The 17,051-nt window shown below is 69.2% G+C and carries 16 protein-coding genes; 11 read left to right on the forward strand and 5 right to left on the reverse strand.

Annotated features, from left to right (window positions below):
- Nucleotides 1-20 precede the first annotated feature (20 nt).
- Nucleotides 21-1,361, forward strand: a complete 1,341-nt coding sequence (locus tag DIE03_RS14060) for an MFS transporter (RefSeq protein ID WP_124451211.1) — start codon at nucleotides 21-23, stop codon at nucleotides 1,359-1,361.
- Nucleotides 1,362-1,372: 11 nt separating this feature from the next.
- Here DIE03_RS14060 and DIE03_RS14065 read toward each other — a convergent pair whose 3' ends face one another.
- Together DIE03_RS14065 and DIE03_RS14070 are read right to left on the reverse strand one after the other, a co-directional pair.
- Nucleotides 1,373-2,383 (reverse strand): 3-hydroxybutyryl-CoA dehydrogenase, encoded by a 1,011-nt coding sequence (locus DIE03_RS14065; RefSeq protein WP_124451213.1) that lies wholly within the window; start codon nucleotides 2,381-2,383, stop codon nucleotides 1,373-1,375.
- On the reverse strand, nucleotides 2,380-3,486 hold the full coding sequence (locus tag DIE03_RS14070) for an NAD/NADP-dependent octopine/nopaline dehydrogenase family protein (RefSeq protein WP_124451215.1): 1,107 nt from the start codon (nucleotides 3,484-3,486) through the stop codon (nucleotides 2,380-2,382). Before DIE03_RS14070 ends, DIE03_RS14065 begins: the two co-directional genes overlap by 4 nt.
- A 149-nt stretch (nucleotides 3,487-3,635) precedes the next feature.
- Here DIE03_RS14070 and DIE03_RS14075 point away from each other — a divergent pair, with 149 nt between their 5' ends.
- Nucleotides 3,636-4,604: an AraC family transcriptional regulator gene (locus DIE03_RS14075; RefSeq protein ID WP_124451217.1), complete on the forward strand. Its 969-nt coding sequence runs from the start codon at nucleotides 3,636-3,638 to the stop codon at nucleotides 4,602-4,604.
- Nucleotides 4,601-5,638, forward strand: coding sequence for a LysR family transcriptional regulator (locus DIE03_RS14080; protein WP_124451219.1), 1,038 nt, complete (start codon nucleotides 4,601-4,603; stop codon nucleotides 5,636-5,638). Before DIE03_RS14075 ends, DIE03_RS14080 begins: the two co-directional genes overlap by 4 nt.
- A 44-nt stretch (nucleotides 5,639-5,682) precedes the next feature.
- Here DIE03_RS14080 and DIE03_RS14085 read toward each other — a convergent pair whose 3' ends face one another.
- Nucleotides 5,683-6,801, reverse strand: coding sequence for a porin (locus tag DIE03_RS14085; protein WP_124451221.1), 1,119 nt, complete (start codon nucleotides 6,799-6,801; stop codon nucleotides 5,683-5,685).
- 410 nt (nucleotides 6,802-7,211) lie between these two features.
- Here DIE03_RS14085 and DIE03_RS14090 point away from each other — a divergent pair, with 410 nt between their 5' ends.
- Both DIE03_RS14090 and DIE03_RS14095 read left to right on the forward strand, forming a co-directional pair.
- A complete protein-coding gene (locus DIE03_RS14090) occupies nucleotides 7,212-8,609 on the forward strand; it encodes an MFS transporter (RefSeq protein ID WP_124451224.1) in 1,398 nt (465 codons plus the stop codon).
- Between the two features lie 151 nt (nucleotides 8,610-8,760).
- Nucleotides 8,761-9,750, forward strand: coding sequence for a PDR/VanB family oxidoreductase (locus tag DIE03_RS14095; protein WP_124451226.1), 990 nt, complete (start codon nucleotides 8,761-8,763; stop codon nucleotides 9,748-9,750).
- A 24-nt stretch (nucleotides 9,751-9,774) separates the two neighbouring features.
- Here the strand turns inward: DIE03_RS14095 and DIE03_RS14100 are convergent, their stop codons facing one another.
- Nucleotides 9,775-10,695, reverse strand: a complete 921-nt coding sequence (locus DIE03_RS14100; protein ID WP_124451228.1) for a LysR family transcriptional regulator — start codon at nucleotides 10,693-10,695, stop codon at nucleotides 9,775-9,777.
- Between the two features lie 139 nt (nucleotides 10,696-10,834).
- On the opposite strand from DIE03_RS14100, the gene DIE03_RS14105 reads away from it, so the two are divergent.
- From DIE03_RS14105 to DIE03_RS14115, 3 genes are all read left to right on the forward strand, one after another.
- The gene (locus tag DIE03_RS14105) at nucleotides 10,835-12,118 is read left to right on the forward strand and encodes a Rieske 2Fe-2S domain-containing protein (RefSeq protein WP_124451230.1); all 1,284 of its coding nucleotides are present in this window, start codon (nucleotides 10,835-10,837) and stop codon (nucleotides 12,116-12,118) included.
- Nucleotides 12,118-12,618, forward strand: a complete 501-nt coding sequence (locus tag DIE03_RS14110; protein WP_124451232.1) for an aromatic-ring-hydroxylating dioxygenase subunit beta — start codon at nucleotides 12,118-12,120, stop codon at nucleotides 12,616-12,618. Before DIE03_RS14105 ends, DIE03_RS14110 begins: the two co-directional genes overlap by 1 nt.
- Nucleotides 12,619-12,685: 67 nt before the next feature.
- The gene (locus DIE03_RS14115) at nucleotides 12,686-13,072 is read left to right on the forward strand and encodes a tautomerase family protein (protein ID WP_124451234.1); all 387 of its coding nucleotides are present in this window, start codon (nucleotides 12,686-12,688) and stop codon (nucleotides 13,070-13,072) included.
- Nucleotides 13,073-13,116: 44 nt separating this feature from the next.
- On the opposite strand, the gene DIE03_RS14120 is transcribed toward DIE03_RS14115, so the two are convergent.
- Nucleotides 13,117-14,670, reverse strand: coding sequence for a sensor histidine kinase (locus tag DIE03_RS14120; RefSeq protein WP_124451236.1), 1,554 nt, complete (start codon nucleotides 14,668-14,670; stop codon nucleotides 13,117-13,119).
- A gap of 147 nt (nucleotides 14,671-14,817) precedes the next feature.
- Here DIE03_RS14120 and DIE03_RS14125 point away from each other — a divergent pair, with 147 nt between their 5' ends.
- The 3 genes from DIE03_RS14125 to DIE03_RS14135 all read left to right on the forward strand — a co-directional run bounded on the left by DIE03_RS14125 (nucleotide 14,818) and on the right by DIE03_RS14135 (nucleotide 17,022).
- Complete coding sequence (locus DIE03_RS14125) at nucleotides 14,818-16,011, forward strand: acyl-CoA dehydrogenase family protein (RefSeq protein ID WP_124451238.1); 1,194 nt, start codon at nucleotides 14,818-14,820, stop codon at nucleotides 16,009-16,011.
- A gap of 103 nt (nucleotides 16,012-16,114) precedes the next feature.
- A complete protein-coding gene (locus DIE03_RS14130) occupies nucleotides 16,115-16,492 on the forward strand; it encodes a hypothetical protein (RefSeq protein ID WP_124451240.1) in 378 nt (125 codons plus the stop codon).
- An 8-nt stretch (nucleotides 16,493-16,500) separates the two neighbouring features.
- Entirely contained in the window at nucleotides 16,501-17,022 is a 522-nt protein-coding gene (locus tag DIE03_RS14135) for a nuclear transport factor 2 family protein (protein ID WP_124451242.1), read from the forward strand.
- The last annotated feature ends 29 nt before the right edge of the window (nucleotides 17,023-17,051 follow it).

Genomic DNA, 17,051 nt, shown 5'->3' on the forward strand with positions numbered 1-17,051 from the left:
CTCCCCCTTCAGAGTCCGCCATGTACCCGACCGACACCGTGCAATCCCCGGGCGCCGCTGCCGCGCCGCTCGCCGACCGGCAACTGCGCCGGATCGTCATCGCCTCCGTCGCCGGCAACGCGATGGAATGGTATGACTTTTTCGTCTACGGCACGGCCGCCGCGCTCGTGTTCGGCCATGTGTTCTTCCCGCCCGGTGCCTCGCCGCTCGCCGGCAGCCTTGCCGCGTTCGCGGCGTTCGCGCTCGGCTTCGTCGCGCGGCCGCTCGGCGGGATCGTGTTCGGCCACGTCGGCGACCGCTACGGACGCAAGGCGTCGCTCGTGTGGACGCTGCTGATCATGGGTGCCTCGACCTTCGCGATCGGCCTGCTGCCGACCTATGCGCAGATCGGCCTGTGGGCGCCGGCGGCGCTCGTCGTGCTGCGCCTGCTGCAGGGCATCGCGTCCGGCGGCGAATGGGGCGGCGGCGTGCTGATGATCAGCGAGAACGCCCCGCCCGAGCAGCGCGGCTACTACGCGGCGTGGAGCCAGCTCGGCGTGGGCGGCGGCTTCGTGCTGTCGTCCGCCGCGTTCCTGGCCGCGCAAACGCTGCCGGACGAGATGTTCCGCATCTGGGGCTGGCGGCTGCCGTTCCTCGCCAGCATCGTCATCTTCGCGATCGGCATCTACATCCGCCGCCACCTGCCGGAGAGCCGCGACTTCGAGCAGGCCGGCAAGCGCGGCGCGCGCACGCATCTGCCGGTCGTCGAGTGCATCCGCCGTCATCCGAAGGAAATCCTGCTCGCGATGGGGCTGCGCGTGGCCGAGAACGGCGGTGCGTACATCTTCCTCGCGTTCTCGCTCGTCTACGGCAAGTACGTCGGCATCCCGAACGGCGTGATGCTGACCGGCGTGATGCTCGCGATGATCGTCGAGATGGGCGCGATGCTCGCGTGGGGCCGGCTCTCCGACCGGATCGGCCGCAAGCCCGTGTACCTGATCGGCGCGCTGAGCCTCGTCGCGTGCGCGTTTCCGTTCTTCTGGCTGCTCGATACGCGCGTGACGCCGCTCGTGTGGCTCGCGCTGACGGTCGGCACGGCCGTCAGCCACGGCGCGATGATCGGCACGCTGCCCGCGCTCGTCGGCGAACTGTTCAGCACCGAGGTGCGTTACTCGGGCGTCGCGCTCGGGCATGAAGTCGCGTCGATCTTCGCGGGCGGGATGTCGCCGCTGATCGCGACCGCGCTGCTCGCACGCTATCACGCGTCGTGGCCGGTGTCGCTGTTCCTCGTCGCGCTCGGCCTCGTGACGGTCGCGACGCTGTGCGTGATGCGCGAGACGCGCACCACGCATGCCGACGGTTCGCGCGGCGACGCCGCATGATCGCGCGACGGTCAGCGCCCGGCTTCGTGCCGTGCGCTGTCGAACGCCGGTGCGAGTCCCAGGTGATCGAGCAGCCGCGCGAATTCGCCGAGCCGCTTCTGCATGTACGCGGGGACGTCGACGTCCGCATAGTCGTGGAAGCCGGCGCCCGTGCGCACGCCGTCGCGCCCGGCTTCCATGTTCCGCACGACGCTCGCGGCCGGTGCGAAGCGCGGGCCGATCTCGCCGGCCAGGTACTTCGACGCGTAGTACAGGATGTCGCAGCCGCCCCAGTCGATGAATTCGAGCAGCCCGAGCACCGCGAAACGCGGCCCGAAGCCGGTGCGGATCGCCGTGTCGATGTCTTCGGCACTCGCGACGCCCTCCTCGACCATCCGCGCGGCTTCGTTCATCGCGAGCGCCTGGATGCGCGGCACGATATAGCCGGGTGCCGGCCCGCAGATCACCGGCTTCTTGCCGACGCGTTCGAGCAGCGCCGCAAGCGTGTCGACGACGGCTTGATCCGTTGCCTCGCTGCGGCTGATCTCGACGAGCGGCATCAGCAGCGCGGGATTCAGCCAGTGTGCGTTCAGCATCCGCTCGGGGTGCAAGACATGGCGCTGCAGCTCGGTGACGACGAACGTCGACGTGGTCGACGCGATAGTTGCGTGCGCATCGACGTGTTCGCCGAGCCAGCGCAGCGCGGCGGCTTTCGCATCCAGCACTTCGGGCAGCGCTTCGAACACGATATCGGCATCGCGCACCGCTTCCGCCGCGCCGGCATGCGAGACGAGCGCGATGCGCGCAACCACGGCATCGGCCTGTGCGGCATCGATGCGGCCGAGCACGACCTGCGCGTGCAGCGGCCTTGTGATCTCGTCGCGCGTGCACGCCTCGAACGCGTGCCAGCCGGCCGCATCGCGCCGCTTGAAGTCGATCAGCGTCACGTCGAGGCCCGCGAACGCGAACACGAGCGCGATCCCCTGCCCCATGCGTCCCGCGCCGAGCACGTGGACGCGCATCACATCGGCGGCCGCCTTCATGCCGTGTACCCCTTGTCGAGCAGCGCGCGCATCGCGTCCTTCGACAGCGCTGCAAGCCCGAGCCGTTCCAGCGTGCGCCCTTGCGCATACAGGTCGCGCGCGGCGACCGCGCTCGCGATGCTCAGCAGCCCCTGCGCGACGGGCGTCGGCACGCCGGCCCAGCGCCCGCACGACACAATGAACGACAGCCCGAGCCGGGTGTCTTCGAGCATGTAGCGATGCGTACGCAAATCGATCTTCTCGCGCCAGTCGCCGCTATCGGTCAGCTTGCCGTGCGCGCCGCGCCCGTACATCCATTCGTCGCCTTCGGTCGCGTAGTGATCGGCGAGCGGGAAATGCGGCGCACGGTAGCCGAGTGCTTCGCGCACCGCAATGCGTTCGGCATCGAGCGCATTCGTCACGCGGCGGATCGACGGTTGCGTGCCTTCGTTGTGGATATCCCACGCGTCGAAGTGTTCGAGCGGGCCGGCGTTCATCAGGATCAGCGGCGGATGGATCACGGGGCCCGCGTTCATCAGCGCGCCGGACAACGCATCCTCGACCGGCTCGATCGACGGATAGCCCGCGCGCAGCACATCGAACGCCGAGCCAGCCGCATTCGCCGGCCACACGCCGGTCGGCAGGCGCGTCGCGTACGCGCTGATCACGACGTCGTTGTCGCCGTGCTTGCGCACGAGGTACGGCAGCGTGCCCGTTTCGGCGTACGCGACGCGCGAGCGATTGCCGGCTTCGGCCGCCGCACGCGCGAACACGACGCTGCCGAACGTGCCGGGCGGCAGGAAGACGACCTGACCGTCCTCCAGCAGCGGCGCGACCTGCGCGGCGAGCGCGTCGTGCGACGTGGACGGCAGCGGCACCACGACGAGCTGCGCGCCGCGCAGCGCGGCCGCGAGGTCGTCGGTCAGGCGGATCGCACCGGGCGCGTCGCCGAGCGGCACCGTCCGCTTGCCGCGATGGTCGGTCACGTTCAGCACGCCCAGCTCGCGCAGCCGCGCGTGCGGCTCGCGGTCGCGCCGCCACCACGTGACGTCGTGGCCCTTCTCGAGCAGGTCGATCGCTGCCGCATGGCAGCCGTGGCCGCCGCCCAGAACACATGCCTTCATCGTTTTCTCCCGGTGATTGAGTGTTTCCGAGACTACGCGGCCGCCCTCGCCGCGTCGCTTCAAAACGCGCAACGACACGCCCGTTCACGCAACGCAATCGCGGCGCGGCGCATCCCGCCGCGCCCGTGCATCCGCTACGAGGTCTATCGATGGACATCGCCCTTTCCCACCATGCGCCGAACCGGCTCGGCACGCTGCAGGCGCCCGACGAAGTCGAACGCGCGGTCGCGCACCGGCTCGGGCCGCACCGGATGGCCGCGTACGGCCGCGACCCGTTTCATGCCGAACTGTATGAAGTGCCGCTGCACCACGGCGCGCTGCTCGAACTCTGCTACGGCCGCGAAACGCGTATCGATTTCGGCGACGATGCCGATCACTTCCTGTTCAGGCTGACGCTCGCCGGGACGTGCGAGCTGCGGGCCGGCAGCGCCGTCGCACACGCGGGCCCCGGCGAGCTGACGGTATCGTCGCCGGCGCTCGCGAGTCGCCTGCGCACGAGCCCCGATTGCCGCAACCTCGTGCTGCGGCTCGAACGCGACGCGCTCGAACGCAAGCTGCAGGACATGCTGAAGGCGACACTCACGCGGCCGCTGCAGTTCGAACTCGCGAGCGGCGGCACCGGCGCCGCGCTCGTGTTGCCGACCTTCGAGTACCTGTGCCGGCTCGGCGCGCAGCCGGGCATCGGCACGGCGGGGCCGGTGTTCGGTGCCGACCTCACCGCGTGGCTGATGTCGCTGCTGCTCACGCACCTGCCGCACTCGTACAGTGACGCACTCGCGCGCGGCACGCCGCTGCTGCCGGCGCACGTGCGGCGCGCGTGCGATCACGTCGATGCGCATCTCGGCGAACCGCTCGCGCTGGCGCCGCTGGCAAAGATCGCCGGCGTCGCGCCGCGCACGCTGCAGCACGCGTTCCGCACGTTCCTGCACACCACGCCGGCCGCGTACGTGCGCGAGCGCCGGCTTGCAGCCGTGCACGCGGCACTGCAACGCGGCGGCACGCGCAGCGTGACCGACGTGCTGATCGCGCACGGCATCCATGGCTTCGGCCATTTCGCGAAGGCGTATGCGCGACGCTACGGCCATGCGCCTTCCGTCACCGCGAGGCAACCACGATGACGCCCACCGCCCCCGCCCGCCCGGCGGCCCCGGCCCGCGCCGAAGCTTCGGCGCACGATGCCGACTTGCCCGACGGCCTGCGCGTGCAGGACCTCGATCTCAACCTGCTGAAGACGTTTCGTGCGGTATACGAGGAGCGGCACGTCGGCCGTGCGGCGCTGCGGCTAGGCGTCACGCAGCCGTCGGTCAGCTACGCGCTCGGCCGGCTGCGGCTGATGTTCCGCGACGCGCTGTTCGTGCGCACCGGCACCGGCGTCGAGCCGACGCCGCGCGCACAGCGGCTCGCGATCTCCGTCGACAAGGCGCTCGCGATCCTGCAGGACGTGCTCGACGAAGGCTCGCGCTTCACACCCGACAGCACGCAGCGCGTGTTCCGCCTGCACATGAGCGATTTCGCGGCGAGCGCATTCCTGCCGACGCTGCTCGCCGCGTTCGACCGGCGCGCGCCGGGTGCAGTGATCGAGACGCTGCACGTCGACGAATGCCAGCTCAACGTCGCGCTCGAATCGGGGCGCATCGATTTCGCGCTCGGGCATTTCGCGGATGCGTCGAGCCACTTCCAGCGCACCGCGCTGCTGCACGAGCGCTGCGTGCTGCTGATGCCGCGCCGCACCGCGCAGCGCATCGGGCTGCCCGACGATTTCGTGCTCGACGGCGCGGCGCCCGACGCGCTGCGCTTCGTCGCGGTCACGTCGCACCCGCAGTCGATGCAGCTGCTCGAACGGCATGCACTGATGCCGCGCGTACGCGCGGCGCTGCCCGATTTCATGGTGGTGCCCGCGCTGCTGCAGGACGGTGACTACGCGCTGATCCTGCCGGAGACGATCGCGATCACGTTCGCCGCGCGGCAACCGTGCGTGCTGTACGAGATCGCGGGCGCCGGCGAATGGGCCGTCAATGCGTACTGGCACCGGCGCTTCGACGCGGACCCCGGCCATCGCTGGCTGCGCGCGCTGCTGCTCGAACTGTTCAACATCGGCGAACAGGCGCCGTTCGACGCATGGCTCGCGCCGCAGCCGCCCGCCTGCGCGTAGCGGTGCAAGCGGGCCCGCGCACGGGCGCGCGCCCACTGGAACGCCTAGAACGACGTGAGGATGCCCGCGACGAGCGAGCTCGCGGTCGCGCCCGGTCGGGCGACCGCGACACCGCCGCCCGCCGCGCCGTTGACGACGAAGCGCGCATGCGCGCCGTTGCGCACCATCGCGGCGCCCGTATACAGCACCGTGCGCTTCGACAGCGGATAGTCGAAGCGGATGCCGTACGAATCGGCGTTGCCGTCGCTGTCCGCGACCTTCCGGTAATGGCCGACGCTCAACAGCAGCGACGCGCGCCCGATCGGCACCGTCGCGCTGAGTTCCATGATGTCGCTGTGCGGATACGCGCTCTGGCTGTCGATCGCGGTCGCGACGTCGGGGCCGCCGCGATGGCGCATGTAGAGCGCGGCAACCTTCACGACGTTGAAGTTGTACGAAATCGCGCCGAGCGTGTAGTTGCCGTTCGCGGCCGGGCTCGTGCCGCCGAGCACGGACGCCGCCACCGGGCTGAACTTCTGCTGCATGTAGTCGACGTCGACCGACAGCCCGCCGCGCACGTAGTTGATGCCCGCGCCATACGTATCCCCGAGCGTCGCCGGCTGCCCGGCCGCGCCGTTGGTGCCGCGCGCGGCCATCGCACGCAGCAGGAAGCCCGCGTAGCGCGGCGACGTAAAGCGCATCGAGTTGCGTACGCGCAGGAACGCGGGCCCGACGAAGTTGTTGGTCGCGTTGCCCCATGCGAGCCCCGCGCCGAGGCCGGGCAGGCTGTACGTGACGAGCGTCGTGTGCAGGATCGTGTAGAGCTCGCCGAACTGCACGCCGCCGAACGGCCCCGTGATGCCGACCCACGCCTCGCGGCCGAACAGCGCGCTGCCGTTCGACAACGCGCCGCTGCCCGCGTTGAAGCCGTCCTCGAGCTTGAAGATCGTCGCGTAGCCGCCGCCGAGATCCTCGACACCCTTCAGCCCCCATTGCGACGCCCACAGGTTGCCGCTGCCCATGCGCGTCACGTGGTTCGGCCCGGCGTTCGCGTATTCGATCGCGGTGTCGATGCGGCCGTAGAGCGTCACGCTCGATTGCGCGGCGGCCGGCAGTGCGAGGCACGCGAGCAGCGCGGCAAGCGGTACGGCAAGCCGGTCGGCTCGCCCGTTCGGTTGGTTCATCTTCGTCGTCCCGTAGAAATGCCGGCGCCGGTCGGCGTCGCGCCGCGTGATGTGATGCGCGTCCGCCGCAACGGGCCAACGCTGCCGATCAAAAACGGGCCGAGTCTAGGAACGACAATTTCGGACGTCGACGCAATGCGCTCTATAACGCTTATAGATGCGCCGCATGAGGCGCGCGCGCCCCGCCGCACGCGCGCTGCGCGGCGGCCCGCGCGCACGGCCTCGGTGTTTTCTTTATCCGGGTCGGTAAATGTCCGTGTGGCGCCGCTGTCACTCCGGCTATGGCGGCCGAATTTGGCCGACTACGCTGCGTCTCCGATCGTGTCACCCGCACGCTTTCGCGCCGCGACGGCGCCCGGCCCGCCAGGCCGCCGCCGCGTGTTTCCACCGCCCGCTCCTGGAGAATCCGCATGTCCGCATCCACGGCCCGCGCTGCCGACGGCAAGCGCTATACGTACGAATGGTATGTCGTCGTCATCTGCATGCTCGCGTACGTCTTTTCGTTCGTCGACCGCCAGGTCCTCGTGCTGATGATCGAGCCGATCAAGCGCGACCTGCACCTGTCCGACACGCAGTTCAGCCTGCTCAACGGCTTCGCGTTCTCGCTGTTCTATGCGGTGATGGGGCTGCCCGTCGCGTATCTCGCCGACCGCTACGCGCGTCCGCGCATCATCTCGCTCGGCATCGCGCTGTGGAGCGTCGCGACAGCCGCGTGCGGGCTCAGCCAGCATTTCGTGCAGATGTTCATCGCGCGGATGGGCGTGGGCGTCGGAGAAGCCGCGCTGTCGCCCGGCGCGTATTCGATGCTCGCCGACTACTTCCCGAAGGAGAAGCTCGGGCGCGCGATCGCCGTGTACTCGCTCGGCTCGTTCATCGGCGGCGGCGTCGCGTTCCTGATCGGCGGCTACGTGATCGCGCTGCTCAAGCATGCGAGCGCGTTCACGCTGCCGGTCGTCGGGCAGGTGCACGCGTGGCAGGTCACGTTCCTGATCGTCGGGCTGCCGGGAATCCTCGTCGCGCTGCTGTTCGCCGCGACCGTGCGCGACCCGCAGCGCAAGGGGCTCGCGCAGGATCGCTCGGGCGCCGTGCGGCGCGTGTCGATGCGCGATTCGCTGCGCTTCGTCGGCACGCATCGCGCGACCTTCTCGTGTCACTACCTCGGCTTCTCGTTCTACGCGATGACGCTGTACTGCCTGCTGAGCTGGACGCCCGCGTTCTACATCCGCCGCTTCGGGATGACGGCCGTCGAAGCCGGCTACACGCTCGGCATCGTGTTGCTGGTCGCGAACACGGCCGGCGTGTTCTGCGGCGGCTGGCTCAACGACTGGCTGCTGCGGCGCGGCCGGGCCGATGCACCGATGCGCGCCGGCGCGATCGGTGCCGCGTGCATGGTGATTCCCGCCACGCTGTTCACGCAGCTCGACAGCCTGCCCGCGTCGCTGGCGATGCTGGTCGTCGCGATGTTCTTCGCGTCGTTCCCGATGCCGACGTCGACCGCCGCGATGCAGACGCTCGCGCCGAACCAGATGCGCGCGCAGATCTCCGCGCTGTTCCTGCTCGTGTCGAACCTGATCGCGCTCGGCATCGGCACGACCGTCGTCGCGCTGTTCACCGATCGCGTGTTCGGCGCGCCTGCCGCGGTCGGCCATTCGATGTCGATCGTCAACGTCGCGGCGGCCACGCTCGCCGCGCTGCTGCTCGCCGCCGGCTGCCGGCACTATCGCCGCAGCCTCGATCGCGAACGCGGTCACGCGTCGGCAGCGGCGCCGCTGGCAGCCGATGCGGGCGACGCGATCGCCGTGCGCTGAGCGCAAGCCCGCCACCCGACCATTATTTATCCCGCTGATTCAGGCATCGCTTTTTAATCGATTTGATTTATGCGATGCCCGTCCCTATTCTCGATCGCATGACGGCGCGGTGCCTGCGGCGCCGCTTTCCTCCTACCCCACGGAATTTCCCATGCAAGCGAACCGCCACCAGGTCCGGATCGACGCGCTGATCGACGCGGCGCAGGACATCCGCTGTTTCCGGGTTTCGCGCGTCGACGGCCAGCCGTTCGATGCGTACGAACCGGGCGCCCATATCGACGTCACCGCGCCGTCCGGCATCACGCGCCAATATTCACTGTGCGGCAACCCCGACGAGCGCGGCAGCTATCTGTTCGCGGTGAAGAAGGAGGCGCAGTCGCGCGGCGGCTCGCGTTCGCTGCACGACGACGTGGCCGTCGGCGCCGAACTGTCGATCGGCGCGCCGCGCAACCTGTTTCGTCTGACGGATGACGCAAGCGAACATGTGCTGATCGCGGCCGGCATCGGCATCACGCCGCTGCTGTCGATGGCGTATGCGCTGCACAAGCGCGGCGCGCGCTACCGGCTGCACTATTTCGCACGCAGCCGCGAGCATGCGGCCTTCGCCGACGCACTGTCGGCCGAGCCGTTCGCGCCGCACGTGACGTTCCACTACGGCGTCGAACCCGCTGCGCTCGCGGCCGAACTCGGCCGTTGCGTCGAATCGATCGATGCGCACGCACATGTCTATACGTGCGGCCCGGCGCCGTTCATGGATGCGGTCGTCGCGGCGGCCGCGACGCGCGTGCCCGAAGATTCGATCCATCTCGAACGCTTCGCTGCAGAACCCGTCGCCGCAGAAGCTGGCAACGCCGAAGCCGGCACCGGCCCGGCCGGCGGCTTCGAAGTGCGGTTGCAGCGCAGCGGGCAATCGGTGCGCGTGACACCCGACACGTCGATCGTCGACGCGCTCGCGCGGATCGGCATCGAAGTCGACACGTCATGCGGCGAGGGCGTGTGCGGCACCTGCATGGTGCCCGTCGTCGACGGCGAGCCCGATCATCGCGACCACTGCCTCAGCAAGGCCGAACGCGCGAGCAACACGGTGATCTGCTGCTGCGTGTCGCGCGCGCGCTCGGCGGTGCTGGTGCTGGATCTCTGAGGCGGCTAACGCGCGCCGCCGCCGTCACACGTCGTCGAATCGCTCGACGAGCTCGGCGAGCAGCGCACGCATCCACGCGTTGCCTTCGTCCTCGTGGAAGTGCTCGTGCCAGTGCATCGTCACGGGCGCGGGCGGCAGCGTGACGGGCAGGTCATAGAGACGGAACGCGTTGTCGCGGTTCAGGATCTGCGCGAGCCGCTTCGGCAGCGTCGCGTAGAGATCGGTGACCGACAGCACGCTCGGCAGCGCGACGAAGTGCGGTACTTCGAGCGCGATGTTGCGGCCCACGCCCTGCGCGCGCAATGCGTCGTCGAGCGCGTGGTGGCTGTGCTCGACCGATTTCACGTTCACGTGCGCGGCGCGCACGAACGGCTCGAGACTCAGCGTGGCACCGGCCGGCAGCCCGCGCCGACGGCCCGTCATGCACACGTAGGTTTCCTCGAACAGCACCTGGTGGCGCGTGCGCGGCATCAGTTCCGGCAGGTTGCCGATCGCGAAATCCAGCCGGCTCGCGCGCAGCGCCTCCTCGATCTCCTCCACCGGCAGCGGCTGCACGCTCAGCGTCACGCGCGGCGCGCGCTCGCGCAGCGCCTGGCAGATCGCCGGCAGGTACGCCATCTCGCCCGCATCCGACAGCGACACCCGGAATGTGCGCGTGCTGGTGGCCGGATCGAAACGCTCCGCGTAGCGCAACGCCACGCGCACCATGTCGAGCGCCTTGCCGACGATCCCCGCGAGCTCGAGCGCGACCGGCGTCGGCTGCATGCCGGCGCGCGTGCGCACGAACAGCGGATCGTCGAACAGCGTGCGCAGCCGGCCGAGCGAATAGCTGACGGCCGGCTGCGACAGCGCGAGCCGCTCGCCGGCCTTCGTCAGGCTGCGTTCCTCGACGATCGCCTGGAACACGCGCAACAGGTTCAGATCGAGATGATCGACCGACGTCATCGTTGCCTCCATTATTTGCCGTATTTATTGACTGGCTAATTTTAGATCAATTTGACGGATATGTAGCGGAAGACGAGACTGGGTACTCGATACCGCGCATGACGCGGCCCGATTTCGCGACTCTTTCCCCACGACAACGATGAGCGACATTTCCTACCAGACGATCGACACCAGTGCGCTGCACGGTCTCGCGCAGCCCGACCGCATCGCGCCGGCGATGTATCACGATCCCGCGCTGTTCGAAGCCGAGCTCGACCGCATCTTCTACCGCACCTGGATCTGGGTCGCGCACGAAAGCGAGCTGCCGAACCCCGGCGACTTCATCACGACGACGATCGGCCGCCAGCCGGTGATCGTTGTGCGCGACAAGACGGGCGAGATCAACGTGCTGCAGAACCGCTGCCGCCACCGCGGCGCGACCGTGTGCGAATCGCACAAGGGCAATGCGAAGGGCTTCACGTGCCCGTATCACAGCTGGTCGTACGCGCTCGACGGCACGCTGCGCGCGCTGCCGTATGGCGACGGCTACGAAGGCGTGTGCGAGAAAGGCGACCTGCCGCTCGTGAAGCTGCGCGTCGGCGTGTACCAGGGGCTGATCTTCGCGAGCTTCAACGACGACGTCGAATCGCTCGAGGATTTCCTCGGCGGCGCGAAGCCGTGGATCGACCTGTTCATGAAACAGGGCGCCGGCTACCCGATCAAGGCCAACGGCGAGCACAAGTTCAAGTTCAAGGGCAACTGGAAGATCCAGCTCGAGAATACGACCGACCTCTACCACTTCCCGGTCGTGCACAAGTCGTGGATGAAATCGATCGACGACGAGACGGCCGCCGCGATCACGAGCTTCATGACGAGCGAGGACGCGTTCTGCCGCGGGCTCGGCAACGGCCACAGCCTCGCGGTGCTGATGCCCGAGCTGATCGACCTCGACGACGACGACGGCGCGCCGCTGCCCGAGCGTTTCGCGCCGCTCGCCGCGAAGCTCGCCGAGCGCCACGCGCCGGAAGAAGTGCGCCGCATCGTGCGCTCGCTGATGGGCGTCGGCTTCAACCTGAACCTGTTCCCGAACCTCGCGCTGTCGATGGCGTTCTTTCGCGTGCTGCGGCCGATCGCCGCGAACGAGACCGAGATCCGCCACGTCGCGCTCGCGATGGACGGCGGCCCCGACGAGGCGAACCGCGAGCGGCTGCGCATCCACGAGCATTTCCAGGGCCCGTTCGGCTTCGGCAGCCCCGACGACGCGGAAGCGTGGGAGCGCGTGCAGCGCGGCGCGCATGCGGGCCCCGACGTGCCGATCCTCGTGAACCGCGGGCTGAACCGCGAGACGACCGCCGCGAACGGCGAAAAGACCGCCCATGCGACCGACGAGACCGGCATGCGCGAGGCCTACCAGCAATGGCGCAAGATGATGGAGCAACAGTAATGGACGACCGCAACGCCCTCTTTTCCGAGCAGACCTTCGCCCGCGCGGTCGAATTCGTGTGGCGCGAAGCCGAGATGCTCGACCGCCGCGACTACCGCGCCTGGCTCGACCTGTGGGATCCGGCCGGCCACTACGTGGTGCCGATCGATCCCGACACGACCGATTTCGCGGCGACGCTGAACTACGTGTTCGACGATCGCGACATGCGCGAGAAGCGCGTGCAGCGGATGGTGTCCGGTTACTCGGCATCGGCGACCGACGCGGCGCGCACGGTGCGCACCGTGTCGCGCTTCACGCTGGAAAGCAGCAGCGCCGACACCGTCGAGCTGAAATCGGCGCAGGTCGTCGTCGCGTACAAGCGCGGCGTCGCGACGCTGTTCGCGGCCGACGTCACGCACAAGCTGCACGTCGATGTCGAAGGCGAGATGCGGATCGCCGAGAAGGTCGTGCGCCTGATCGACTCGACCGAAGCGCTCAGCGCGATCGGCTTCCTGCTGTAAGCCGTCGCCGGTTCACCGCTGCAAAAGTGCAAAGGTGAGCCGGCAACCTTCACCTTTCCGGACCACCATGCCCACACTCGAAGTTTTCCTGCCGGCCGGCCATGACGACGCACGCAAGGCCGAGCTGATCGCGCGGCTGACCGGTGCGACCGTCGACGCGATCGGCGCACCGGTCGACGCCGTGCGCGTGCTGCTCACCGAACTGCCCGCGACGCATGTCGGCCTCGGCGGCCGCAGTGCCGCCGATGGCGCGCAGCCGTCGCTGCCGGTGATCGTCGCGATCCTGATCGCCGGCCGCACCGACGAACAGAAACGCGCGCTGATCGCTGCGCTGTCCGATGTGGGCGCGCACGTGCTCGATGCGCCGCTGCAGGCCACCCGCGTGATCATCAAGGACATTCCGAACACCGATTTCGGCATCGGCGGCCGGACCGCGCGGGCGCTGGGGCGCTGATCGTGCGCCGCGCGTCGCTGCCCGGCCGTGACGCGACGCAGCGGCTACGCGTGCGTGCCGGCGAGCGGCAACGTCACGCGGCAGTCGAGCCCGCCGCCGTCGGCCGGGCTCGCCGCGATCCGCCCGCCGTGACGCGTGACGATGCTCTTGCACAGCGACAACCCGATCCCGTTGCCGCCGGCCTTCGACGACGAGAAGCCGTCGAACAGCCGGTCGTGCGCATCTTCCGCAATGCCCGGGCCGTTGTCGATCGCGCGCAGCTCCGCGTGCCCGGCCACGTTTGCCGTAGCGAGCGTCAGCGTGCGAGGCACACGCTCGCAACTGGCGAACGCCTCGATCGCGTTGAATGCCAGATTCAGGATCACCTGCCCGATCAGCACGCGCCCGCAGCGGATCGGCAGCGGCACGTCGGCCTGCACGATCGAGACCGTCACGCCGGCTTCCTTCGCACGCAGCTCGATGAAGTAAGCCGCGTCGGAAAGGATGTCGCGCAGGTCGGCAACCGCGACGACCGGCTCGCGCTTCACGATGAATTCGCGCACGCTCTTGATGATCAGCGCCGCTTGCTCGGCCTGCCGGTCGGCGCTGCGCAGCCCCCAGATCGCGTCGTCGACGGCGCCATTGCCGTTCAGCCGCCGCACCGCGCCTTCGATGAAGTTGCGCACGGCCGCGAGCGGCTGGCTCAACTCGTGCGCGATCACGCTCGCCATCTCGCCCATCGCGTTGTAGCGCCCCGCGTATTCGAGCATCCGCGCTTCGGCGCGCCGCGCGTCCTCGATCGCGACTTCGTCGCTCACGTCGCGGAACTGCACGAGCAGCCCGTCGAGATCGCCTTCGATCTCGACCTGCCGGCACAGGATGCGCAGCCAGCACGGCGAGCCGTCGCGCCGCACGATCCGGTAGCGCTGCGGCGCGGACGGGTACGCCGACGGCGCATCGCGCAGTTGTGCGACGAGGCGGTCGCGATCGGCCTCGGAGCAGTAGTCGAGCACTTCGCCGAGCGATTCGTCGGGCGCGAGCCCGAGCACGCGGCGGCCCGACTCGCTGATGAACTGCACGCCGCCGTGCGGCGTCACGACCGCGATGCCTTCGTCGAGATCCTGCATGAATTCGCGCAGCCGCGCCTCGTAGCGGCGCAGTTGCTGGCGGACCGCCTCTTCCGCGCTGATGTCGCGGAACTGCACCATCACGACGTCGTGCCCGCGCAGCGGCACGTAGGTCGCGGTGGCCTCGGACAGCATGTCGACGCCCGTACGCGATCGATAGCACCATTCGTATACCTGCGGCCCGTCGACGAGCGCGCGATCCCATGCACTCACCGCGATCTCGCGCTGGTACTTCGGTTCGGGACGTGTCATGTCCGGCGCCTTCAGCGGCAGCAATTCCTCGACGGAAAAGCCGAGCGCGATGCACGCGGCGCGATTCGCCCACACGATCGCCTTTGTCTGCGCGTCGTGCAGCAGCACGCAGGTCGTCAGCGCGTCGAGCAGCCGGTGGAAATCGTCTTCGTCGGGAAAACTCATGATCGGATTCGGATGAAGGCGCGCGGCATCGCGCGGCCGGACACCCAACATAGCACCGGCGCGCGCCGATCGCATCTGAAGATTTCTTTAGGCTGGCACGGAACCTCACCAGTCGCGCGGCCCAACGCACCAATTGCTGCGTGTTTTCGGCGTTTCTAGACTGGCTCCATCGTGTGCCCCGTAATCGAAACCGACATCGCCCCCTATCCCCAGGAGACAACCATGCCGCAAGCCGCCCTCGCCGTCGAACCCGCGCCGTCCTCGCCGCCCGTGGCAGGCATCGTTGCCGCGCCGTCGTCGCCGCTCGACGCGGTGATCGAGACCGTCGCCGCGCGCCGCGAAGAATTCGATCGCCTGTCGCACGTGCCGCGCGACGTGATCGCGCTGTTCAAGCAGGCCGGCATCTATCGTGCGGGCACGCCGCGCCGCTTCGGCGGCGATGCGCTCGCGCCGACCGCGTTCCTCGACATGATCGAACGGATCGCGACCGCCGACGGTTCGGCCGCGTGGGTCGCAAGCTTCGGCTCCGCGAACGTCTATCTCGCCGCGCTGCCGCTCGAGACCCAGGCCGAGTTGTACGCGAGCGGCCCCGACCAGGTGTTCGCGGGCGGCCTGTTCCCGGTGCAGCCCGCGCAGGCCGCGCCGGGCGGCTGGCGCGTGAACGGCACGTGGAAATTCGCGAGCGGCTGCAAGGGCGCCGACTGGCTCGGCGTCGGCATCGCCGTGCCGGGCGCGCAGGACGCCGCACCGAACAAGCCGCGCACGGCCGTGTTCCGCGCGGCCGATGTCGAGATCGTCGAGAACTGGAGCGTGGTCGGCATGCAGGGCACCGGCAGCCACGACCTGCGCGTGAACGACCGCTTCGTGCCCGAGGCGTGGACCTTCGTGCGCGGCGGCGAGCCGACCGTCGACGAGCCGCTGTACCGCTACCCGACCGTCGCGTACGCGGCGCAAGTGCTGGCCGTCGTCAACCTCGGGCTCGCGCGTGCGGCGCTCGATGTCGTGAACCGGATGTCCGGCGGCCGGCAGACGACGACCGGCGCGCCGCGTCTCGCCGATCGCGCGTACTACCGCATCGAGCTTGCGAAGGCCGAAGCGCAACTGCGCTCGGCACGCGCGTTCTTCTATGACGCGACCGACGGCGTGTGGCAATCGATCCTCGCCGGCAACCCGGTGACGCCCGACCAGGTCAGCCTGCTGCGGCTCGCGGCGACGCAGATCGCACGCGAAGGCGCGAGCGTCGTCGAACGCGCATACCGTCTCGGCGGCACGGCGGCGATCTATCGCACGCATCCGTTGCAGCGGCTGCTGCGCGACGCGATGGTCGTCACGCAGCACGCGTTTCTCGGCGAAGGCAACTTCGACGGCGCCGGCGCGGTGTTCACCGGCGTGACGCCGTTTCCCGGCTATCTGTAACCTGCGTCGACCCAAGCCATTTTTCGAATGCGCATGAAACCGATGCCGAAACGTCGCTGCCGGCCGCTTCATGCGCTCCACCGATTCCTCTGGAGAACCTGATATGTCCGATTCGAATCCGCTGCCGCTGCGCGTCCTGTTCTGCTGCGGCGTGTCGCAGAACTTCTTCGACCTGCCGCGCGAGAAAATCGGCGAAGTGTGGCAGGCGTACGGCGCGATGCTCGCGGCCGTCGAGGCGATGCCCGGCGTGCGCGTGCTCGGCGTGATGGACGACGACCGCCTCGTGGTCGGCCAGGCCGACGGCGCGCCGTGGACCTTCTACATCATGGCCGACGTCGCCGATTTCGACACGACGGTCGCCGTGTGCAACCTGTACCGCACGACGCCCGTCGGCGAATACAACCTGTGGCGCTACGGCAAGATCGAGGCACGCGTCGGCCGCGCGCTGGCCGTGCCGCCGGCCGCGAAGCCCGCCGCGTGAGGCGCGCGATGGCCGACCTGTCACCGGAGCTGATCGACGCGCTCGTCCAGCGCATGGCGGCGCTCGACGCCGAGCGCGCGGTGCGCGCGACGATCACGCGCTACATGGCGCTGTGCGACGTGCCCGAGGATGCCGGTGACGGCCCGTCGCTCGCCGAGCTGTTCGCCGCCGACGCGGTGTGGGAAGGCATCGGCCCGCAGTACGCGCAGAAGTTCGGCCGCCTCGAAGGCACGGCCGCGATCGTCGCGATGCTCGGCCGCTACCTGCCGCCCGATCCGCATTTCTCGGCGAACCTGCACTTCCTGACGTCGGAATCGATCGAGATCGGCGCCGGCAACGCGAGCGCGCGCGGCCGCTGGATCATGCTGCAGGCATCGCGCTATGCGAGCGGCACGGCCGAACTGATCGCCGCGCGGCTGACCGTCGATTTCGCGCCGGCCGCCAATGGCTCCGCGTGGCTGATCCGCCATTTCCGCACCGAGCGCGTGCTCGACGGCCCCTGGCCGCTCGCCGCCGCGCCACGGTCCTGATGCTTCCCCCTGCTTTCGCACGATACCGA

Source organism: Burkholderia sp. Bp8992, assembly GCF_003853705.1.
Taxonomy (GTDB): domain Bacteria; phylum Pseudomonadota; class Gammaproteobacteria; order Burkholderiales; family Burkholderiaceae; genus Burkholderia.